The following is a 22132-nucleotide window of genomic DNA, read 5'->3' on the forward strand; positions in this document are numbered from 1 at the left end:
CTCGGGTAAAATGCCGGTCAATTTTACAGAATCAGACGGAAAGGGTCAGATTATGCCGCTCAATAACGAGCAGAAGAAGCAATACAAGTCCATTGGTCATGACCTGAAGCCGGTCCTGATCGTTGCTGGCAACGGTTTGAATGAAGGCGTCATCGCCGAACTGGAGCGCGCGCTGGTCGACCATGAGCTGATCAAGGTCGAGATTCGCTCGGAAGACCGCGAGGAGCGCGCCGAAACCATCGCCGAGCTGTGCAAGGCCGGCCGTGCCGAGCTGGTGCAGACCATCGGCAAGAAAGCCCTGATCTACCGCAAGAACCCACAGCCGAACAAGCAGCTGTCCAACATCCACCGTTACAAGTAACGGTAGCGCCGATCAGTGGCGCGGTGAACGCGCCCTGACCGGTACCGGCTGGGCCACCAGCACGATGCCGGAAAAACCCAGCACCAGGAAGCAGAACATCTGCCAGCGCTCGCCCACGGAAATACCGTAGCGCAAGGTGTAATACCCCACGCAGGCACCGAAGCCGAGCAACAGCATCTGGCCGCGGAACTGCCGCCACCAGGCCGCCAGGCCGTCCACCCTCGCCAGCACTGCCAGCTGAGTCAACAAGCCAAGCAACGCCACGCCGATCAACCAGCGGTCGATCTGCCCGGCAACATCCTGCACCAGCAGCGGCGCCAGGCCACTGACCTTGAGCGCAGGCACCAGCCCAACATGGAACACCCACAGGCCACCGACCCAGAAAACCTGGGCCAGTTGCCAGAGGATCCCCTCGAGGGACGGCGCCCGCAGGCGCCGGTCAGATGTGCTTGACTTCGACAATCTCGTACTCGACCGTGCCGCTAGGCGTCTTGACGACGACAATATCACCTTCTTCCTTGCCGATGATGGCACGGGCGATTGGCGCACTGGCCGAGAGCTTGCCCTTCTTGATGTCGGCTTCGTCCTCGCCAACGATCTGGTAGGTCACCTGATCACCGGTCTCGGTGTTTTCCAGGTCTACAGTGGTACCGAAAATGACCTTGCCGGTGTGGGCAATGGTAGTCACGTCGATCACCACCGAGTTCTGCAGGCGGCCTTCGATATCGCGGATACGCGCTTCGACCATGCCCTGCTCCTCGCGGGCTGCATGGTATTCAGCGTTTTCCTTGAGGTCACCCAGCTCACGTGCCTCACCAATGGCCTGACTCAGGCGCGGGCGCTCGGTCTTGCTCAGGAACAGGTGTTCCTCTTCCAGGGCGCGAGCGCCCTGGACGGTCATCGGGTATTTGGTAATGCTCATGCTTTCAGTCCTGCATGCAGATCTTGCAAGCGACGAACGGTCTTTTCCGGACCGAATTTCAGCGCTTCGCAGATGGCTTCACCAGCCGCAATGGTAGTGGTGCAGTAAATCTTGTGCTGCAACGCATTGCGACGAATCGAATAGGAGTCGGCGATCGACTGGCGACCTTCGGTGGTGTTGATGATCAGCGACACTTCGTCGTTCTTGATCATGTCGACCACGTGTGGGCGACCTTCGGTCACTTTGTTCACACGGCGCACTTTCAGGCCGGCCGCCTCGATAACCTTGGCGGTGCCTGCAGTGGCAACCACTTCGAAGCCCAGGGCGATCAGGTCGCGGGCAACGCCAGCCACTTGTGGCTTGTCGTCGTCACGCACGCTGATGAACGCAGTACCACCGGTCGGCAGCACTTCGCTTGCACCCATCTGGGCCTTGGCGAAGGCTTCACCGAAGCTGTCACCGACACCCATGACTTCACCGGTCGATTTCATCTCAGGGCCGAGGATCGGGTCAACCCCTGGGAACTTGGCGAACGGGAAGACGGCTTCCTTGACGCTGTAGAAATTCGGGATGATTTCCTGGGTGAAGCCCAGCTCTTTCAGGGTTTTACCCGCCATGACACGGGCTGCGATCATCGCCAGGGACGTGCCGATGCACTTGGAAACGAATGGCACGGTCCGCGAAGCGCGCGGGTTGACTTCGATCACGTAGATCTTGTCGCCCTGCAGGGCCAGCTGCACGTTCATCAGGCCGACCACGCCCAGTTCCAGGGCCATTTTCTTGACCTGAACGCGGACTTCGTCCTGCACTTCCTTGCTCAGCGAGTAAGGTGGCAGCGAGCACGCCGAGTCACCGGAGTGAACACCGGCCTGTTCGATGTGCTGCATGATTGCGCCGATGACCACGTCGGTGCCGTCGCACACCGCATCCACGTCCATCTCGATGGCGCAGTTGAGGAAGTGGTCGAGCAGTACCGGGCTGTCGTTCGACACTTGTACCGCTTCACGCAGGTAGCGCTTGAGCTCGTCCAGCTCGTAGACGATCTCCATGGCACGGCCGCCCAGTACGTAGGACGGACGCACGACCAGCGGGTAGCCGATGCTGCCCGCAGCACGGATGGCTTCTTCCTCGCTGCGCACGGTAGCGTTTGGCGGCTGCAGCAGGCTCAGGCGCTGAACCATCTGCTGGAAGCGCTCACGGTCTTCGGCGCGGTCGATGGCGTCAGGGCTGGTACCGATGATCGGCACGCCAGCTTCTTCCAGAGCGCGGGCCAGCTTCAGCGGGGTCTGGCCGCCGTAGTGAACGATCACGCCCTTCGGCTTCTCGACGCGGCAGACTTCCAGCACGTCTTCCAGGGTCAGCGGCTCGAAGTACAGGCGGTCGGACGTGTCGTAGTCGGTGGAGACGGTTTCCGGGTTGCAGTTGACCATGATGGTCTCGTAACCGTCTTCACGCAGCGCCAGGGCTGCGTGCACGCAGCAGTAGTCGAACTCGATACCCTGACCGATACGGTTAGGGCCGCCACCCAGGATCATGATCTTGTCGCGGGTCGACGGGTTGGCCTCGCACTCTTCCTCGTAGGTGGAGTACAGGTAGGCGGTATCGGTGGCGAACTCGGCGGCGCAGGTGTCGACGCGCTTGTACACCGGGAACACTTCCAGCTTGTGACGGTGGCGGCGCAGGTTCTTGTCGGTGATACCCAACAGCACTGCCAGGCGCTGGTCCGAGAAGCCCTTGCGCTTGAGGCGCAGCATGTAGTCCTTGTCGATCGACGACAATGCCAGGGTCTTGACCTTCTCTTCTTCCTTGATCAGGTCTTCCATCTGCACCAGGAACCACATGTCGATGCCGGTCAGATTGAAGATTTCTTCGCAGGTCATGCCCGAACGCATGGCGTCAGCCACGTACCAGATACGCTCGGCACCCGGCACGGTCAGCTCGCGCTTGAGGATGCTGGTGGCTTCCGGACTGGCCAGGTCGACTTTCGGGTCGAGGCCGCAGGCGCCGACTTCCAGGCCGCGCAGGGCTTTCTGCAGGGATTCCTGGAAAGTACGGCCGATGGCCATGACTTCACCCACGGATTTCATCTGGGTGGTCAGACGGGCGTCGGCTTTCGGGAATTTCTCGAAAGCGAAGCGTGGCAGCTTGGTGACGACGTAGTCGATCGACGGCTCGAAGGACGCCGGGGTGCGACCGCCAGTGATGTCGTTCTGCAGCTCGTCGAGGGTGTAACCAATGGCCAGCTTGGCGGCGATCTTGGCGATCGGGAAGCCGGTGGCCTTGGAAGCCAGGGCGGACGAACGCGATACGCGCGGGTTCATCTCGATGACGACCATGCGGCCGGTGTTCGGGCAAATGCCGAACTGGACGTTGGAACCACCGGTTTCCACACCGATTTCACGCAGCACCGCCAGCGAGGCGTTGCGCATGATCTGGTATTCCTTGTCGGTCAGGGTCTGTGCCGGGGCAACAGTGATCGAGTCTCCGGTGTGCACACCCATCGGGTCGAAGTTCTCGATCGAGCAGACGATGATGCAGTTGTCCTTTTTGTCGCGGACCACTTCCATCTCGTACTCTTTCCAGCCGATCAGCGATTCGTCGATCAGCAGCTCTTTGGTCGGCGACAGGTCCAGACCGCGGGTGCAGATTTCCTCGAACTCTTCACGGTTGTAAGCGATACCACCACCGGTGCCGCCCATGGTGAACGATGGGCGAATGATGCACGGGAAGCCAAGCTTCTCGAGGACCGCATTGGCCTCTTCCATGCTGTGGGCGATACCGGAGCGCGGGCACTCCAGGCCGATGTCCTTCATCGCCTTGTCGAAGCGCGAACGGTCTTCAGCCTTGTCGATGGTGTCAGCGTTGGCACCGATCATCTCTACGCCGAACTTCTCCAGAACGCCGTGGCGCTCCAGGTCCAGGGCGCAGTTCAGTGCGGTCTGGCCACCCATGGTCGGCAAAACGGCGTCCGGGCGCTCTTTTTCGATGATCTTGGCGACCGATTGCCACTTGATCGGCTCGATGTAGGTGGCGTCGGCCATGGCCGGGTCGGTCATGATGGTGGCTGGGTTGGAGTTCACCAGGATGACGCGGAAACCTTCCTCGCGCAGGGCTTTACAGGCCTGGGCGCCGGAGTAGTCGAATTCGCAGGCCTGGCCGATCACGATCGGGCCAGCGCCGAGAATCAGGATGCTTTTGATGTCTGTACGTTTTGGCATGGTGGTCACTCAAATCCGGGGTCAGTCGGCAAGCCGCTTTGAACAATCTGGGTCAGGCGCTTCCGGGCACGGCAGGTGCCGGCCCGGGGCCTTGAAGCAGGATGCTCAGCGGCGCTTGGCCATGGCATCGGTGAAACGATCGAACAGAGGCGCGACGTCGGTCGGGCCTGGGCTCGCTTCAGGGTGGCCCTGGAAGCTGAACGCGCTCTTGTCGGTACGCTCGATACCCTGCAGGGTGCCGTCGAACAGCGACTTGTGAATGGCGCGAACGTTACCCGGCAGGGTCGCTTCGTCAACGGCAAAGCCGTGGTTCTGGCTGGTGATCATGACCACGCCGGTATCCAGGTCCTGGACCGGGTGGTTGGCACCGTGGTGGCCGTGGCCCATTTTCACGGTCTTGGCACCGGAGGCCAGGGCCAGCAGCTGGTGGCCGAGGCAGATGCCGAATACCGGAATCTCGGTTTCGAGGATTTCCTTGATCGCCTGGATCGCGTAGTCGCACGGCTCGGGGTCACCAGGGCCGTTGGACAGGAACACGCCGTCCGGGTTGAGTGCCAGCACTTCGCTGGCCGGGGTCTGGGCTGGCACCACGGTCACGCGGCAGGCACGGGCTACCAGCATGCGCAGGATGTTCAGCTTGACGCCATAGTCGAAGGCAACCACGTGGTACGGCAGGTCGGCAGCGTCGATGGTCGGGTGGCTGTCGGTTTTCAGCTCCCACACACTGGAGCGCCACTCGTAACGTTCCTTGGTGGAGACGACCTTGGCCAGGTCCATGCCCTTCAGGCCCGGGAAGCCGCGGGCAGCAGCGATGGCGGCTTCTTCGCTGATGTTGTCACCCGCCAGAATGCAGCCGTTCTGGGCGCCCTTTTCACGCAGGATACGGGTCAGGCGACGAGTGTCGATGCCGGCGATGGCAACGACGTTGTTGGCCTTGAGGTACTCAGGCAGCGACTGGGTGTTGCGCCAGTTGCTGGCCAGCAGCGGCAGGTCACGGATGACCAGGCCAGCGGACCAGACGCGGTTCGACTCGGCGTCTTCCGGGGTAGTACCGGTGTTGCCGATGTGCGGGTAGGTCAGGGTAACGATTTGCTGCGCGTAGGAAGGGTCTGTAAGGATTTCCTGGTAGCCGGTCATAGCGGTGTTGAATACCACCTCACCAACGGTCTGACCGTCGGCACCGATGGCTTCACCGCGGAAAATACTGCCGTCGGCAAGGGCGAGTATGGCTGGCTTTGTCAAGAAGACCTCCCGTAAATCAAGCATGAAAGGGCGATCGCAGGTTGCAAAAAAGCGGAGTGACGTATGGACACGTCACCCCGCTTTCATGTGCTGAATTCAATTCGCTGCGCGCTTTTAGTGGACACACTAAAGCTGTAGCTTACAGAAAAGTGTGTTTTCGGTCTACCGCGGATGTGCCTCTAAAACACATCAATGCGACAGACTGACATCTGTGTTGGCTTCTTCGCGGGCTCGCCCGCTCCCACAGGCCCACCACAAGCCACAAGACCCGCGCAATACCTGTGGGAGCGGGCAAGCCCGCGAAGCAGCCAGCACCGCCAGAACGGCTTAACGCAGCTCGAGCACATCCTGCATGTCGTACAGCCCCGGCTCGCGCCCATCCAGCCACAGCGCCGCACGCACGGCACCCTTGGCGAAGGTCATGCGACTGGAGGCCTTGTGGGTGATTTCCAGGCGCTCGCCTTCGGCAGCGAACAACACAGTGTGATCGCCCACCACATCGCCGGCACGCACGGTGGCGAAACCGATGGTTTTGCGATCCCGCGCGCCGGTCTGCCCTTCACGGCCATACACGGCCACTTCCTGCAGGTCACGGCCCAGCGCATTGGCAACCACTTCCCCCATGCGCAGTGCAGTACCCGACGGGGCATCGACCTTGTGCCGGTGGTGCGCCTCGATGATTTCGATATCGACATCATCGCCCAGCACCCGCGCAGCCATATCCAGCAGCTTCAGGCTAAGGTTGACACCCACGCTGAAGTTGGCGGCGAACACGATTGGAATGTCCTTGCCAGCCTCAGCCAACAACTGCTTCTCTTCGACTGTAAAACCGGTCGTGCCGATGATCATCGCCTTGCCGTGCTTGCGGCAGAACGCCAGGTTTTTCAGGGTCACCGAGGGGTGAGTGAAATCGATCAGCACATCGAACTCGTCGGCAACCTTGGCCAGGTCGTCGGACAACAGCACGCCAATTCGGCCAAGTGCCGCCAGCTCTCCGGCATCAGCCCCGACCAACGAGCTGTCAGGGCGATCAATTGCCGCAGTCAGCCCTGCACCTGAGGTTTGTTGCACGGCTTCGATGAGGGTTTTACCCATCCGCCCCGCCGCGCCCATCACTGCAATACGTCGCATAACCTGTTCCTTGTCAGAGATCGCCGAAGAAGCGCTTCACACCATCGAACCAGCCGCTGGCCTTGGGCGAGTGGGAACTGTCGCCTTCCAGCGAATCACGCAGCTCTTCGAGCAGCTCGCGCTGGCGACGGCTGAGGTTGACCGGGGTTTCTACGGCCACACGGCACAGCAGGTCACCCGCACCACCGCCACGCACCGGGGCAACACCCTTGCCACGCAGACGGAACTGCTTACCGGTCTGGGTACCTTCCGGAATCCTCAGCTTCACACGACCATCCAGGGTCGGCACTTCCAGCTCGCCACCCAGGGCAGCATCGGTGTAGCTGATCGGTACTTCACAGTACAGGTGCTTGCCATCACGCTGGAAGATTTCGTGCTCACGCACGCTGATCACCACGTACAGGTCGCCGGTCGGGCCACCATGAGTACCCGCCTCGCCCTCACCCGACAGACGGATGCGGTCGCCGGTATCAACACCTGCCGGCACCTTGACCGACAGCGTCTTGTATTCCTCGACACGCCCCTCACCGTGGCACGAAGTGCACGGGTCGGTAATGATCTTGCCTTGGCCATGGCAGCGCGGGCAGGTCTGCTGCACCGAGAAGAAGCCTTGCTGCATGCGCACCTGGCCGATGCCGCCGCAGGTCGGGCAGGTCGACGGGGTCGAGCCCTTCTTGGCACCGGAACCGTCGCAAGGCTGGCAGTTGACCAGGGTGGGCACGCGGATGCTGACCGTAGTGCCACGCACCGCTTCTTCCAGGTTCAGTTCCAGGGTGTAGCGCAGGTCGCTGCCGCGCTGGGCACCGCCTCGACCACCACCGCGGCCGCCGCCACCGAAGAAGTCGCTGAACACATCACCGAAGATGTCGGAGAAGTTGGCACCACCAAAGCCGGCACCACCGCCACCCATGCTTGGGTCGACACCCGCATGGCCATACTGGTCGAAGGCCGCACGCTTGCTCGCGTCCGACAGCACTTCGTAGGCCTCGTTGGCCTCCTTGAACTTGTCTTCCGATTCTTTATCGCCCGGATTGCGGTCCGGGTGATACTTCATCGCCAAACGGCGGTAAGCCTTCTTGAGGTCCGCTTCAGTGGCGCCGCGCTCGACACCCAGGACCTCATAATAATCACGCTTGGACATAGGTCATTTGCACCTTGTTGGGCGTCTGGCATCTGCGCCACGCCATCAGCACCCGCCCGCTACCCATAAGAGCCACTGACAGATGCTGTAAAAATTCTCGAATTCCAGATACGCCAACGCGGGAGCAAGCCCCCGCGCGGCGACATCCTACCAGCTCACCGGCAAACGACGGTGAACTGGCCGACAACATGCAGGGATTACTGCTTGTTGTTGTCTTTCACTTCTTCGAACTCGGCGTCAACCACGTCATCGTGCTTGGCTTCCGGCTCGGCCTGCTGCGCGCCACCCTGAGGCTGTTCAGCCGACTGCTCGGCGTACATCTTCTGGGCAACCGGGGCAGAGACCTTGGACAGCTCTTCAACCTTGGCGTCGATGGCAGCCTTGTCGTCGCCTTTGACAGCGGCTTCCAGGGCAACAACGGCGGCCTCGATGGCGGTTTTCTCTTCAGCGGTAACCTTGTCACCTGCGTCAGCGACCATCTTGCGGGTCGAGTGCACCAGCGCGTCACCCTGGTTACGGGCAGCGGCCAGCTCTTCGAACTTGCGGTCTTCCTCGGCGTTGGCCTCGGCGTCACGCACCATGCGCTCGATCTCTTCGTCCGACAGGCCGGAGTTGGCCTTGATCACGATCGACTGAGTCTTGCCGGTAGCCTTGTCTTTCGCGCCTACGTGCAGGATGCCGTTGGCGTCGATGTCGAAGGTCACTTCGATTTGCGGCACGCCACGCGGTGCTGGCGGAATGTCAGCCAGGTCGAACTTGCCCAGCGACTTGTTCTGCGCAGCCTGCTTACGCTCACCCTGCAGCACGTGAATGGTCACGGCGCTCTGGTTGTCGTCGGCAGTCGAGAACACCTGCGACTTCTTGGTCGGGATGGTGGTGTTCTTCTCGATCAGCGCGGTCATCACGCCGCCCATGGTTTCGATACCCAGGGTCAGCGGGCTGACGTCCAGCAGCAGTACGTCTTTCACGTCACCGGCCAGTACCGCACCCTGGATGGCAGCACCCATGGCAACCGCTTCGTCCGGGTTCACGTCCTTGCGCGCTTCCTTACCGAAGAAGTCGGCCACTTCTTTCTGCACCAGCGGCATGCGGGTCTGACCGCCGACCAGGATCACGTCGTCGATCTTGCTGGCGTCGATGCCGGCGTCTTTCAGGGCGATGCGGCAAGGCTCGATGGTACGTTTGACCAGGTCTTCGACCAGCGACTCCAGCTTGGCGCGGGAGATCTTCACGTTCAGGTGCTTAGGACCGGTGGCATCTGCAGTGATGTACGGCAGGTTGACGTCGGTCGACTGAGCGGACGACAGCTCGATCTTGGCCTTTTCTGCGGCTTCTTTCAGGCGCTGCAGGGCCAGAGGATCGTTCTTCAGGTCCATGCCCGACTCTTTCTTGAACTCGTCGACAAGGTAGTCGATCAGGCGCATGTCGAAGTCTTCGCCACCCAGGAAGGTGTCGCCGTTGGTAGCCAGTACTTCGAACTGGTGCTCACCGTCGACTTCGGCGATTTCGATGACCGAAACGTCGAAGGTACCACCACCCAGGTCATAAACGATGACGGTGTGGTCGCCCTTGGCCTTGTCCATACCGTAGGCCAGCGCAGCGGCAGTCGGCTCGTTGATGATGCGTTTTACGTCCAGGCCAGCGATGCGGCCGGCGTCTTTGGTCGCCTGACGCTGGCTGTCGTTGAAGTAGGCCGGAACGGTGATGACCGCTTCGGTGACTGGCTCGCCGAGGTAGTCTTCGGCGGTCTTCTTCATTTTCTTCAGGACTTCGGCGCTGATCTGCGGCGGAGCCATTTCCTTGCCAGCAGCCTCGACCCAGGCGTCACCGTTGTTCGCCTTGACGATCTTGTACGGCACCAGCTTGATGTCTTTCTGCACGACATCTTCTTCGAAGCGGCGGCCAATCAGGCGCTTCACTGCGAACAGGGTGTTGTGCGGGTTGGTGACGGCCTGGCGCTTGGCCGACTGGCCAACCAGGATTTCGCCATCGTTGGCGTAGGCCACGATCGAAGGGGTAGTACGCGCACCTTCGGCGTTTTCGATGACTTTGACGTTACCGTTTTCCAGAATGGAGACGCACGAGTTGGTGGTCCCCAGGTCGATACCGATGATTTTGCCCATGTTAACTCTCCCGAAACTTGAATTTGGTAGCAGCGACTACTTTGGCCAACTGCGGTAATACTTGAAGGCTTGACACCTAGATGGGGATGCCCGGAAGGATTTCAAGCCTTTTCATTGATCGAGGGTTGCGCCGCGCTCGGCGCCTTGCTGACCACCACCATGGCGGGGCGCAGCAGGCGGCCGTTCAGCAGGTAACCCTTCTGGAACACGTTCAGCACGCTGTTTGGCTCGACCTCGGCGTTTTCCTGCATGGCCATGGCCTGGTGGTGCTCAGGGTTGAACGGCTGGCCGTGCGGGTCGACCGCTTCAAGGTTGTAGCGCTTGAGGGTGTCCTGGAACATCTTCAGGGTCAGCTCGACACCTTCGCGGATCTGCTTGACGTGCTCATCCTCGGCACTGGAGTGAGCCAGGGCCAGCTCCAGGCTGTCGATCACCGGCAGCAAGTCGCTGGAGAACTTCTCCAGGGCGAACTTGTGGGCTTTTTCCACGTCCTGCTCGGCACGACGGCGTACGTTCTGCAGGTCGGCAACGGCGCGCAGCGCCTGGTCCTTGGCTGCGGCCAGCTGTTCCTCGAGCTCCAGAACACGGGTATCAGCTGCATTGCCTGCACCGGTTTCTTCCACGTTAAGGTCTTTCTCGTTCAGCTGCTCATCAGCCATGGGGTCTCTCCTGCGCAATTTTGTGGACTGCGAGCCAGGCTCGCCTTGGATGACGGCTATATGGGGCCGGAAAAACCAGGTTCAAGGGGCAAGGTGGTTTTCAAGGCTGCAACAGAATCTGCGAAGGGGCATTGGCAGGCCTGAAAAAAGTACTGTATAAATAACCAGACCTGACTTTCGGGAGCCGCCCCCATGCTGGTGCACCTGTCCATTCACAACTACGCCATCGTCGAGCACCTCGACCTCGAAATCGCCCGTGGCATGTCCGTCATCACCGGCGAGACCGGTGCCGGCAAATCGATCATGCTCGACGCCCTCGGCCTGGCCCTGGGCGACCGTGCCGACAGCGGCGTGGTGCGCCCCGGCACCGACAAGGCAGACATCCTGGCCACCTTCGACCTGGTGGACATTCCCGAAGCGCATACCTGGCTGGCCGAGCGCGACCTGAACAACGAAGGCCTGTGCATCTTGCGCCGGGTGATCACCGCCGAAGGCCGCAGCCGTGGCTACATCAACGGCACGCCCTGCCCGCTCGGCGACCTCAAGGCGCTGGGCGAACTGCTGATCGATATCCACAGCCAGCACGAGCACCAGTCCCTGCTCAAGACCGACACCCATCGTCGCCTGCTTGACGAGTATGCCGGTGCCGTCGACCTGGCACGCCAGGTACAGCTTGCAGCCAAGCGCTGGAACCAGACCCGCCTGGAGCTGGAGCGCCTGTCCAACTCGGGCGACGAGCAGCGCGCCCGCCACCAGTTGCTCAGTTACCAGCTGGAAGAACTGGACAACCTCGGCCTGGGCGAGCACGAACTGGAGCAGCTGGAACAGGAACACAAGAACCTGACCAGCGCCGAAGCCCTGTTCGGCATCTGCCGCCAGGTCATCGACCAGTGCAGCGAGAGCGATTCGGGCAATGTGCTCAGCGCCCTCACCTCCAGTCTCAACCGCCTGGGTGCCGCCACCAACTCGCCCAAGGCACTGAGCGAAGCGGCCAACCTGATCGCCAGCGCACAGATCCAGGTCGAAGAAGCCGTGGGCGAGCTCAACCGCTTCCTCGACAACTTCGACGCCGACCCGATGCGCCTGCAAGCCCTGGAAGAGCGCCTGGACACCATCTATACCCTGGCGCGCAAACACCGGGTGCACCCCACCGAACTGCCCCACCTGCAACAGCAATTGATGGAAGAGCTGGAAGGCCTTAACGCCAGCGACGAGTCGATCGAGCGGCTGGGCGAAGAGCTTGCCGCCTTTGCCCAGCACTATAAAGAGAAGGCGCGCGAACTCAGCGGCCTGCGCCAGCAAGCGGCGCAGCAACTGGCAGGCGCGGTAGAGCAGGAAATCCAGCGCCTGGGCATGCCTGGCGGGCGCTTCTGCATAGAGCTCACACCCAACGAAGGCACAGACCTGTCACCCCATGGCCTGGAGCAGATCGAACTGCTGGTCAGCGCCAACCCTGGCCAGCCACTCAAGGGCCTGGCGAAGGTGGCGTCGGGCGGTGAGCTGTCACGTATCAGCCTGGCGATCCAGGTGATCACGGCGCAGACCTCGCGCATTCCCACCCTGGTGTTCGACGAAGTCGACGTGGGTATTGGCGGGCCAACGGCAGAAATCGTCGGCCAATTGCTGCGGCGCCTGGGCGAGCGCGGCCAGGTACTGACCGTGACCCACCTGCCGCAGGTGGCGGCGCAGGGGCATCACCATTTGTTCGTGCACAAGGTGCGCAACAGCGACACCACCCACACCGCCGTGGCTAGCCTTGGCAAGCGTGAGCGCGTGGAAGAAGTGGCGCGGATGCTCGGCGGCATCGACCTGACCAAGGAGTCCCTGGCCCACGCACGCAAGATGGTGGTGAGCGGCAAGGCCTGAGCCTTGCTTTTCCAGGACGATTCGCGGGCACGCCCGCTCCCACAGGGTGGTCACAGGACCTGAAACCTGAGGTGTACCTGTGGGAGCGGGCGCGCCCGCGAAGAGGCCGGCACGGACAACAAATCTTTTAGCCCCAGAATGCACAAAGGCGACCCGAAGGTCGCCTTTGCCATCCATAACGAAAAATCGTTACTTCTTCTTACGCACATACAGGACCAGATTGTGGTCCACCAGCTCGAAGCCATGCTCGGCCACGATTTCGCGCTGGCGCTTCTCGATTTCAGCATCCATGAATTCGATGACTTCACTGGTATCCACGTTCACCATGTGGTCGTGGTGACCGCCGTCGGCCAGCTCGAACACTGCATGACCGCCGTCGAAGTTGTGGCGAACCACCAGACCCGCCGCCTCGAACTGGGTCAGCACGCGATAGACGGTGGCCAGGCCTACATCCTCGCCAGCCTCCATCAGCGCCTTGTAGACATCCTCTGCACTCATGTGACGCTGCTCGGTAGAGTCGAGCATCTGAAGGATCTTGACTCGAGGCAGGGTCACCTTGAGACCGGCTTTGCGCAATTCGCTATTTTCAACCATGGTCAGCTTTCTCGCCGATGCTGCTTCGCAGCTTCTCTTAATACGGGTATGATCGGGGTTTACGTTGTCCAGCCAAGATAGTGGAAGTCGCCCACCGATGCAAAACACCAAGCTCTTGCTAACCAGCCTCACCCTAGTGGGACTGCTCGCACTCGCCGGTTGCTCGTTTCCCGGGGTTTACAAAATCGACATCCAGCAGGGCAATGTCGTCACGCAAGACATGATAGACCAATTACGCCCGGGAATGACCCGCCGGCAAGTAAGGTTTATCATGGGCAACCCGCTGATTCAGGATACCTTCAACACCAATCGCTGGGATTACCTGTACAGCCTGCAGCCTGGTGGCGGTAAGCGCCAGCAAGAACGCATGAGTGTATTTTTCAACGAAAGCGATCAACTGGTCAGCCTGTCTGGCGACTTCATGCCAGGCGTCAGCCGCGATCAGGAAATCCTCGGTGGCAGCAGCGACACCACCATCAGCCCGGCCACCGAGCCAGGCCAGACCGAGCAGCCGGCAGCGCAGCCTGAAGAAAAACCGGCCAAGCCAGGTTCGACCGAAGAGGCCATCCAGCGCGAGATCGACACCATCGAGACCACCCCGGTCCCGACCCCCGCACCGCTGGAAACCCGGTAGCCGGGAAGCAGGTGCAAAAAAGCCCGGACGTGTTCCGGGCTTTTTATTGCCGCCCGTTCAGTCAGGCATTCAGTTGCTTGGCACGCTGGCAGAACGCATCGACCAGCGTGTTGGCCGCCTGATTGAATAGCGGGCCCAACGTGGCACGCACAATCGGCCCGGCGTAATCGAAGGACAGGTCCAGGCTGATCTTGCAGGCCTTTTCACCCAGTGGCTTGAACACCCAAACACCATGCAGCTGGGTGAATGGCCCTTCTTCGAGATTCATCTCGATGGACTGCCCCGGCACCAGCACGTTACGCGTAACGAAGTGCTGGCTCATGCCACCCTTGGCCACTTCGAGCTTGGCACGCATGTGTGTATCGCTGGTTTCGATCACCGTCGAGGCCGAGCACCACGGCAAAAACTCAGGGTAGCTGGCTACATCGTTGACCAGATCGTAAAGCGCCTGGGCGGGGTATGGCAGCAGGGCGGAGCGTTGAATATGGGTAGTCATCCAGGCGTCACTTCCAAGGCTGGGTGGCGGCGCTTCGCAGCGTGCCGAAAACAGGTTCTGTGCGTATGACAGGGTTTGTATTGTCCGGTATTCATTCCAGTGGCTCAAGCACACCGAAATCCCATAGCGGACGACGCGCGGACTTGCCTATAATGCCGCCCCTATGGCTAAGCAAAAAAAACATCCGACCGGGACCATCGCGCAAAACAAGAAAGCGCGACACGATTACTTCATCGAACACAAGTTCGAGGCCGGGCTGGTCCTGTCCGGCTGGGAAGTAAAAAGCCTGCGAGCCGGCAAGGCGCACCTGACTGACAGCTACGTGCTGCTCAAGGACGGTGAGGCCTGGCTGTTCGGCAGCCACATCACCCCGCTGACCACGGCCAGCACCCACGTCATCGCCGACCCTACACGCACCCGCAAGCTGCTGCTGAACAAGCGCGAGCTAGAGCGCGTGGAAGCGGCTGTGGCGCAAAAAGGCTACACCTGCGTGGCTTTGGCGCTGTACTGGAGCAAGCACCTGATCAAGTGCGAAATCGCACTGGGCAAGGGCAAGAAGGAATTCGACAAGCGCGACACCATGCGCGAGCGCGATTCCAACCGCGAGCTGCAGCGGGCTGTGCGGAACAAGGGCAAGGAAGAGTAACCAGCCTGCCCGGCCGCTGTGGGAGCGGCCTTGTGTCGCGAAAGGGCTGCGAAGCAGCCCCAGCAATCTGCGCATCGGCGCCGATCCTGGGGCCGCTCTGCGACCCTTTCGCGACGCAAGGCCGCTCCCACAGGCCCCGCGTTACAGCACAAAAAACGCGCTCTCAGCGCCCGCTGCGCCGCTCCGCCCGCGCCACCCGCTGCGCTTCTTCGTGCGCCTCTTCCAGCACCTCCTGCACATACAAAATGTGCCGGCTGGACACCTCCCGCGCATCATCCGCCCTGCCCTCGACAATCGCCAGGTACAGCTCCCGGTGCTGACTGATCAGCATGTCCCGGGTTTCGGTGCGCTGCTGGTACATGCCGCCGATGTTGGTCACCACGTTGCGCTTGAGCAGGTCGAACAACCCCCGGATGGTGTGCAGCAACACCGCGTTATGGCTGGCCTCGGCGATCGCCAGGTGGAAGCGCGCATCAGCCGCGCCCTCCTCCGCACGGGTTACCTCGTCGAACCTGGCATAGCAGTCCTGCAGCGTATCGAAGGCCGCCTTCAAGCGCGCCCGGTCCGGTTCGGTGGCACGCTGGGCAGCGTAGTAGGCACAGGACGCCTCCAGGGTATGGCGGAATTCAAGCAGGTCACGCTGCGCTTCGGCACTGTGCTCGAGCAACTGCAGCAACGGGTCGCTGAAGGTGGACCCCAACGACTCCGCCACAAAATTGCCCCCGCCCTGACGGCTGACCAACAGCCCCTTGGCCACCAGCTTCTGGATCGCCTCACGCAGTGACGGGCGGGACACACCAAACTGCTCGGCCAGGACGCGCTCGGCCGGCAGCCGCTGCCCCGAGATCAGCGTGCCTTCCAGAATCATCCCCTCCAGCCGATCGACAATGTCGTCGGACAGGCGCCGTTGGCGTACCTGATCAAAAACCATCACATGCTCTCCACAAACCCCCGGGCAAATGTCAGGGGGTGCCTATTCTCGCCGATCCAGGCCACGCAAACACCCATCAAGCCGCGATTTTCCCACCACATCAGATGCCCGCTCATCGGTACACGACCAAAGTTTTGCACAGGACAAATTGACACACCCACGACAGCGCTTTTAACCTAGCGTCCAGCCATTGCAAATTGGTCTTACCAATTATCCAATGCCAGTGCCTGACCAACAACAATTAGGGGCCACCCCATATGCAAACCTGGCAACAACTCTATACCCCGCTTGGTAGTCTCGGCCTGTCCGCACTGGCGGCGGTCATCCCTATCGTGTTCTTCTTCCTGGCCCTCGCCGTGTTCCGCCTCAAGGGCCACGTAGCGGGCAGCATCACCCTCGCGCTGTCGATCCTGGTGGCGATCTTCGCCTTCCAGATGCCTGTCGACATGGCCCTCGCCGCCGCGGGTTACGGCTTCCTCTATGGCCTCTGGCCAATTGCCTGGATCATCGTTGCCGCGGTGTTCCTGTACAAACTCACGGTCAAGAGCGGCCAGTTCGAAGTGATCCGCAGCTCGGTGCTGTCGATTACCGACGACCAGCGCCTGCAAGTGCTGCTGATCGGCTTCTGCTTCGGCGCCTTCCTCGAAGGTGCGGCGGGCTTTGGCGCACCGGTGGCCATCACTGCCGCACTGCTGGTGGGCCTGGGCTTCAACCCGCTGTACGCTGCCGGCCTGTGCCTGATCGCCAACACCGCGCCAGTGGCCTTCGGCGCCCTGGGCATCCCGATCATCGTGGCCGGCCAGGTCACCGGTATCGACGCCTTCCACATCGGCGCCATGACCGGCCGCCAGCTGCCGCTGCTGTCGCTGTTCGTGCCGTTCTGGCTGGTGTTCATGATGGACGGCCTGCGTGGCGTGAAGGAAACCTGGCCTGCCGCCCTGGTCGCCGGCCTGAGCTTTGCCGTCACCCAGTACTTCACCTCGAACTTCATCGGCCCGGAACTGCCAGACATCACCTCGGCCCTGGCCAGCCTGATCTGCCTCACCCTGTTCCTGAAAGTCTGGCAGCCCAAGCGTGCGTTCAGCGAGGCCAAAGGCAGTGTCGGCGCAGCCGTTGTGCAGCCAAGCGGCAGCCAGCCTAGCCCGTACAGCTTTGGCGAGATCTTCAAGGCCTGGTCGCCGTTCCTGATCCTCACCGTGCTGGTCACCATCTGGACCCTGAAGCCGTTCAAGGCGGCTTTCTCGCCGGGCGGCGCGATGTACAACTTCGTGTTCAACTTCGCCATCCCGCACCTCGACCAGCTGGTGATCAAGACCGCACCGATCGTTGCCGCGCCGACCACCATGCCAGCGGTGTTCAAGCTCGACCCGATCTCCGCCACCGGCACCGCGATCTTCCTCTCGGCGCTGATCTCGATGGCAGTGCTGAAGATCAACTTCAAAACTGGTCTTACCACTTTCAAAGAAACCTTCTGGGAACTGCGCTGGCCGATTCTGTCGATCGGCATGGTGTTGGCCTTCGCCTTCGTCACCAACTACTCGGGCATGTCCTCGACCATGGCCCTGGTGCTGGCCGGTACCGGCGCCGCGTTCCCGTTCTTCTCGCCGTTCCTCGGCTGGCTGGGCGTGTTCCTGACCGGCTCGGACACCTCGTCCAACGCCCTGTTCAGCTCGCTGCAGGCCACCACCGCGCACCAGATCGGGGTCAACGACACCCTGCTGGTGGCGGCCAACACCAGCGGTGGCGTAACCGGCAAGATGATCTCGCCGCAATCGATCGCCGTGGCCTGCGCCGCTACCGGCCTGGTCGGCAAGGAATCCGACCTGTTCCGCTTCACCGTCAAGCACAGCCTGTTCTTCGCCACCATCGTCGGCCTGATCACCCTGATCCAGGCTTACTGGCTGACCGGCATGCTGGTTCATCACTAAAGTGAAAGGGGCCGGGCGCCGTCGCGCGCCCGGCACACCCACAAGCAACGCTGCGAGAATCCATGATCATTTCTGCCTCTACCGACTATCGCGCCGCGGCCCAACGCAAGCTGCCCCCCTTCCTGTTCCACTACGCTGACGGCGGCGCCTACGCCGAACACACCCTGCGCCACAACGTGTCGGACCTGGCCGGCATCGCCCTGCGCCAGCGCGTGTTGAACAACATGTCCGAGCTCAGCCTGGAAACCAGGCTGTTCGACGAAACCCTGAGCATGCCGGTGGCCCTGGCCCCGGTCGGCCTCACCGGCATGTATGCCCGCCGTGGCGAAGTGCAGGCAGCGCGCGCGGCAGCCGCCCATGGCATCCCGTTCACGATGTCTACCGTGTCGGTGTGCCCAATCGAAGAAGTGGCGCCCGCCATCGACCGGCCGATGTGGTTCCAGCTGTATGTGCTCAAGGATCGCGGCTTCATGCGCAATGCCCTGGAGCGGGCCAAGGCCGCCGGCGTGAAGACCCTGGTGTTCACCGTGGACATGCCCGTACCCGGTGCCCGCTACCGCGACGCCCACTCTGGCATGAGCGGCAGGAACGGCCCGCTGCGCCGCGTGCTGCAAGCCATGACCCACCCCGAGTGGGCATGGGACGTGGGCGTGATGGGCCGCCCGCATGACCTGGGCAACATCTCCAAATACCGTGGCAACCCCACCGGCCTTGCCGACTACATCGGCTGGCTGGGCAACAACTTCGACCCGTCCATTTCCTGGAAGGACCTGGAGTGGATCCGCGAGTTTTGGGACGGCCCGATGATCATCAAGGGCATCCTCGATGCCGATGACGCCCGCGATGCGGTCAAGTTCGGTGCCGACGGTATCGTGGTGTCCAACCACGGCGGCCGCCAGCTCGACGGCGTGCTGTCCAGCGCCCGTGCCCTGCCGGCAATTGCCGACGCGGTCAAAGGCGACCTGAAGATCCTGGCCGACTCGGGCATTCGCAGTGGCCTGGACGTGGTGCGCATGATCGCCCTGGGTGCCGACACCGTACTGATCGGCCGCGCCTTCCTCTACGCCCTTGCCGTGCATGGCCAGGCCGGCGTGAAAAACCTGCTCGAGCTGTTCGAAAAGGAAATGCGCGTGGCCATGGTGCTGACCGGTGCCAAGTCGATCAGCGAGATCACCCGCGACTCGCTGGTACGCGAACTGGGCGCCTGAACGCCTGCAAGAACCACCGCCTGAATGACCCGGGGCATGTAGCGCACAGACGCCACAGCCCCGCGAGGAGACTGCATGAGCCTGCCTGCCGCGTTCCTGCGTGATGCCGAGCGCCTGATCCCCGCCGAACGCCGCTTCGACGACCCCACCTCCACCCTGGCCTTCGGCACCGACGCCAGCTTCTACCGCTTGATCCCCAAGCTGGTGGTGCGCGTCGAGTCCGAGGACGAAGTGGTCGGCCTGATCAAACTGGCCCAGCGCGAGCGGGTGCCGGTCACCTTCCGCGCTGCCGGCACCAGCCTGTCTGGCCAGGCCATCAGCGACTCGGTGCTGATCGTGCTCGGCGATAACTGGAACGGCCGCGAAATCCGTCGCCAGGGCGAGCAGATTCGCCTGCAACCCGGCGTGATCGGCGCCCAGGCCAACGCCTGGCTGGCCCCCTTCGGGCGCAAGATCGGCCCCGACCCCGCCTCGATCAACGCCTGCAAGATCGGCGGCATCGTCGCCAACAACGCCAGCGGCATGTGCTGCGGCACCGCGCAAAACACCTACCACACCCTGGCGGGCCTGCGCCTGGTGCTGGCCGACGGCACCCGCCTGGACAGCGAAGACCCGGCCAGCGTCGCCGCCTTCGAAAGCAGCCACGCCGAGCTGCTGGAAGCACTGGCCCGCCTGGGCCGCGAAACCCGCGCCAACACCGCGCTGGCCGACCGCATCCGGCACAAATACCGGCTGAAGAACACCACCGGCCTGTCACTGAACGCACTGGTGGACTACGACCAGCCGCTGGACATTTTGCAGCACCTGCTGGTCGGCTCCGAAGGCACCCTGGGCTTCATCAGCGCCGTCACGTACGACACCGTGCCCGACCACCCGCACAAGGCCAGCGCCCTGCTGGTGTTCCCCAGCGTCGAAAGCTGCTGCCGCGCGGTACCCGTGCTCAAGCAGCAGCCGGTCTCGGCCGTGGAACTGCTCGACCGCCGCAGCCTGCGCTCGGTGCAGAACATGCCCGGCATGCCGCTGTGGGTAAAAGGCCTGTCGGACAATGCCTGCGCCCTGCTGATCGAATCCCGCGCCGCCAGCCAGAGCCTGTTGCACGAGCAACTGCAGCAGGTCATGGCCTCGATCGCCGACTTCCCGCTGGAACAGCAAGTGGACTTCAGCGAAGACCCGGCCGTGTACAACCAGTTGTGGAAAATCCGCAAGGACACCTTCCCCGCCGTCGGTGCCGTGCGCCAGACCGGCACCACGGTCATCATCGAAGACGTGACCTTCCCCGTCGAGCAACTGGCCGAAGGCGTCAACCGCCTGATCCAGCTGTTCGACAAGCACCACTATGACGAAGCGATCATTTTCGGCCACGCGCTGGAAGGCAACCTGCACTTCGTCTTTACCCAGGGGTTCAACAGCGCCGAAGAAGTCGCCCGTTACCAGGCGTTCATGGACGACGTGGCGCAACTGGTGGCGGTGGAGTTTGGCGGCTCGCTCAAGGCCGAGCACGGCACCGGGCGCAACATGGCGCCTTTCGTGGAGCTGGAGTGGGGGCACGACGCCTACCAGCTGATGTGGAAGCTCAAGCGCCTGCTCGACCCCAACGGCATCCTCAACCCCGACGTGGTGTTGAGCGACGACCCGGATATCCACCTGAAAAACCTCAAGCCGCTGCCTGCCGCCGACGAAATCGTCGACAAGTGCATCGAGTGCGGCTTCTGCGAACCGGTGTGCCCGTCTAAAGGCCTGACCCTCAGCCCGCGCCAGCGCATCGTCATGTGGCGCGACATCCAGGCCAAGCAGCGCGCCGGCATCGATACCCGTGAACTGATGCAAAGCTACCAGTACCAGGGCATCGACACCTGCGCCGCTACTGGCCTGTGCGCCCAGCGCTGCCCGGTCGGCATCAACACTGGCGAGCTGGTGAAGAAACTGCGCAGCCAGGCCGCCGACCACGCTAAAACCGCCGACTGGCTGGCCGAGCATTTCCACACTGCCCTAAGCGGTGCGCGCCTGACCCTGACCGCCGCCAACACCGCACGCAAATTGCTAGGCGCCCCACGCCTGGGCCGCCTGAGCGCCTCGCTGAGCAAAGCCAGCAAAGGCCGCCTGCCCCAATGGACCCCGGCCATGCCGCAACCGCTGCGCCCCCTGGCCTTCGGCGCGCCCAGCAACGACGCCCGCCCCCGCGTGGTGTACCTGGCCGCCTGCGTCTCCCGGGTAATGGGCCCGGCCTATGCCGACCGCGAGCAAAGCTCGCTGCTGGACAAAACCCGCGCCCTGCTGGAAAAGGCCGGTTACCAGGTGGTGTTCCCCGACAACGCCGACAGCCTGTGCTGCGGCCAACCGTTCGCCTCCAAGGGCTACCCCGAGCAGGCCGAACACAAGCGCCAGGAGCTGATCACCGCCCTGCTGCACGCCAGCCGCGGCGGCCTCGACCCGATCTATTGCGACACCAGCCCCTGCACCCTGCGCCTGGTGCAGGACCTGGGCGACACCCGGCTGGACCTGTACGACCCGGTGCGCTTCATCCGCACCCACCTGCTCGACCGACTGGAGTTCACCCCCCAGGACGAACCGGTAGCCGTGCACGTAACCTGCAGCACCCAGCACCTGGGCGAAAGCCAGGCCTTGATCGACCTGGCGCGGCGTTGCAGCAAACAGGTGGTGATCCCGGAAGGCATTCATTGCTGCGGGTTTGCCGGTGACAAAGGCTTTACCACCCCCGAGTTGAACGCCCACTCGCTGCGCAGCCTGAAGGACGCCGTGCAGTATTGCAGCGAAGGTATTTCCACCAGCCGCACCTGCGAGATAGGCCTGTCGAGCCACAGCGGCATCGACTACCACGGCCTGGTTTACCTGGTAGACCGCGTCACCCGGCCACGCAGCCTCTAACGCGTTGATATAGGTGGGGAGCGCTGTGTAGGAGCGGGTTTACCCGCGAAGAGGCCGGCCCTGCTGGCCAATTTCTACCCGCCGACCACCGTCGCAGCCACCACCGTCTTCGCGGGTAAACCCGCTCCTACGCAGATTGGAGGTGG

General features: G+C 62.4%; 18 protein-coding genes. 7 read left to right on the top strand and 11 right to left on the bottom strand.

The window, feature by feature from the left end; all coding sequences use genetic code 11:
* Window positions 1-52: 52 nt before the first annotated feature.
* Window positions 53-361, top strand: a complete 309-nt coding sequence (gene yhbY / locus ACF8RA_RS22900) for a ribosome assembly RNA-binding protein YhbY (protein WP_003249945.1) — start codon at window positions 53-55, stop codon at window positions 359-361.
* Window positions 362-373: 12 nt separating this feature from the next.
* Here yhbY and ACF8RA_RS22905 read toward each other — a convergent pair whose 3' ends face one another.
* The 8 genes from ACF8RA_RS22905 to grpE all read right to left on the bottom strand — a co-directional run bounded on the left by ACF8RA_RS22905 (window position 374) and on the right by grpE (window position 10797).
* Entirely contained in the window at window positions 374-823 is a 450-nt protein-coding gene (locus ACF8RA_RS22905) for an MFS transporter (protein ID WP_176685380.1), read from the bottom strand.
* Entirely contained in the window at window positions 801-1283 is a 483-nt protein-coding gene (gene greA, locus ACF8RA_RS22910; RefSeq protein WP_082056730.1) for a transcription elongation factor GreA, read from the bottom strand. The genes ACF8RA_RS22905 and greA overlap by 23 nt, the downstream gene beginning before the upstream one ends.
* On the bottom strand, window positions 1280-4501 hold the full coding sequence (gene carB, locus ACF8RA_RS22915) for a carbamoyl-phosphate synthase large subunit (protein WP_392461265.1): 3222 nt from the start codon (window positions 4499-4501) through the stop codon (window positions 1280-1282). The genes greA and carB overlap by 4 nt, the downstream gene beginning before the upstream one ends.
* 105 nt (window positions 4502-4606) lie before the next feature.
* Window positions 4607-5743 carry a glutamine-hydrolyzing carbamoyl-phosphate synthase small subunit gene (gene carA, locus ACF8RA_RS22920; RefSeq protein ID WP_392519601.1) on the bottom strand — a complete coding sequence of 379 codons (1137 nt, stop codon included), beginning with the start codon at window positions 5741-5743 and terminating at the stop codon, window positions 4607-4609.
* A 327-nt stretch (window positions 5744-6070) separates the two neighbouring features.
* Window positions 6071-6874 carry a 4-hydroxy-tetrahydrodipicolinate reductase gene (gene dapB, locus ACF8RA_RS22925; protein ID WP_012053753.1) on the bottom strand — a complete coding sequence of 268 codons (804 nt, stop codon included), beginning with the start codon at window positions 6872-6874 and terminating at the stop codon, window positions 6071-6073.
* A gap of 13 nt (window positions 6875-6887) precedes the next feature.
* Window positions 6888-8015 carry a molecular chaperone DnaJ gene (gene dnaJ, locus ACF8RA_RS22930; protein ID WP_176685382.1) on the bottom strand — a complete coding sequence of 376 codons (1128 nt, stop codon included), beginning with the start codon at window positions 8013-8015 and terminating at the stop codon, window positions 6888-6890.
* 197 nt (window positions 8016-8212) lie between these two features.
* The gene (dnaK, locus tag ACF8RA_RS22935; protein WP_010955366.1) at window positions 8213-10138 is read right to left on the bottom strand and encodes a molecular chaperone DnaK; all 1926 of its coding nucleotides are present in this window, start codon (window positions 10136-10138) and stop codon (window positions 8213-8215) included.
* Window positions 10139-10239: 101 nt separating this feature from the next.
* Window positions 10240-10797, bottom strand: a complete 558-nt coding sequence (grpE, locus tag ACF8RA_RS22940) for a nucleotide exchange factor GrpE (RefSeq protein WP_012053755.1) — start codon at window positions 10795-10797, stop codon at window positions 10240-10242.
* Between the two features lie 192 nt (window positions 10798-10989).
* Between grpE and recN the strand changes: the two genes are divergently transcribed.
* Window positions 10990-12663 carry a DNA repair protein RecN gene (gene recN / locus ACF8RA_RS22945; RefSeq protein ID WP_339443694.1) on the top strand — a complete coding sequence of 558 codons (1674 nt, stop codon included), beginning with the start codon at window positions 10990-10992 and terminating at the stop codon, window positions 12661-12663.
* Between the two features lie 189 nt (window positions 12664-12852).
* On the opposite strand, the gene fur is transcribed toward recN, so the two are convergent.
* Complete coding sequence (gene fur, locus ACF8RA_RS22950) at window positions 12853-13257, bottom strand: ferric iron uptake transcriptional regulator (protein WP_003249922.1); 405 nt, start codon at window positions 13255-13257, stop codon at window positions 12853-12855.
* Window positions 13258-13354: 97 nt separating this feature from the next.
* On the opposite strand from fur, the gene ACF8RA_RS22955 reads away from it, so the two are divergent.
* Window positions 13355-13891, top strand: coding sequence for an outer membrane protein assembly factor BamE (locus tag ACF8RA_RS22955; protein WP_176685384.1), 537 nt, complete (start codon window positions 13355-13357; stop codon window positions 13889-13891).
* Between the two features lie 61 nt (window positions 13892-13952).
* Here ACF8RA_RS22955 and ACF8RA_RS22960 read toward each other — a convergent pair whose 3' ends face one another.
* Window positions 13953-14387: a type II toxin-antitoxin system RatA family toxin gene (locus ACF8RA_RS22960; protein ID WP_003249916.1), complete on the bottom strand. Its 435-nt coding sequence runs from the start codon at window positions 14385-14387 to the stop codon at window positions 13953-13955.
* A gap of 163 nt (window positions 14388-14550) precedes the next feature.
* Here ACF8RA_RS22960 and smpB point away from each other — a divergent pair, with 163 nt between their 5' ends.
* The gene (smpB, locus tag ACF8RA_RS22965; RefSeq protein ID WP_003249914.1) at window positions 14551-15033 is read left to right on the top strand and encodes an SsrA-binding protein SmpB; all 483 of its coding nucleotides are present in this window, start codon (window positions 14551-14553) and stop codon (window positions 15031-15033) included.
* Window positions 15034-15196: 163 nt separating this feature from the next.
* Here smpB and ACF8RA_RS22970 read toward each other — a convergent pair whose 3' ends face one another.
* Window positions 15197-15964: an FCD domain-containing protein gene (locus ACF8RA_RS22970; protein ID WP_392519602.1), complete on the bottom strand. Its 768-nt coding sequence runs from the start codon at window positions 15962-15964 to the stop codon at window positions 15197-15199.
* Window positions 15965-16221: 257 nt separating this feature from the next.
* Between ACF8RA_RS22970 and ACF8RA_RS22975 the strand changes: the two genes are divergently transcribed.
* From ACF8RA_RS22975 to ACF8RA_RS22985, 3 genes are all read left to right on the top strand, one after another.
* On the top strand, window positions 16222-17892 hold the full coding sequence (locus tag ACF8RA_RS22975) for a lactate permease LctP family transporter (protein WP_392519603.1): 1671 nt from the start codon (window positions 16222-16224) through the stop codon (window positions 17890-17892).
* A 62-nt stretch (window positions 17893-17954) separates the two neighbouring features.
* The gene (gene lldD / locus ACF8RA_RS22980) at window positions 17955-19100 is read left to right on the top strand and encodes an FMN-dependent L-lactate dehydrogenase LldD (protein WP_392519604.1); all 1146 of its coding nucleotides are present in this window, start codon (window positions 17955-17957) and stop codon (window positions 19098-19100) included.
* A 75-nt stretch (window positions 19101-19175) separates the two neighbouring features.
* Window positions 19176-21986: an FAD-binding and (Fe-S)-binding domain-containing protein gene (locus ACF8RA_RS22985; protein WP_392519605.1), complete on the top strand. Its 2811-nt coding sequence runs from the start codon at window positions 19176-19178 to the stop codon at window positions 21984-21986.
* The last annotated feature ends 146 nt before the right edge of the window (window positions 21987-22132 follow it).

This window comes from Pseudomonas sp. FYR_5, from assembly GCF_043106315.1.
In the GTDB taxonomy this organism is placed as follows: Bacteria; Pseudomonadota; Gammaproteobacteria; order Pseudomonadales; family Pseudomonadaceae; genus Aquipseudomonas; species Aquipseudomonas putida_Y.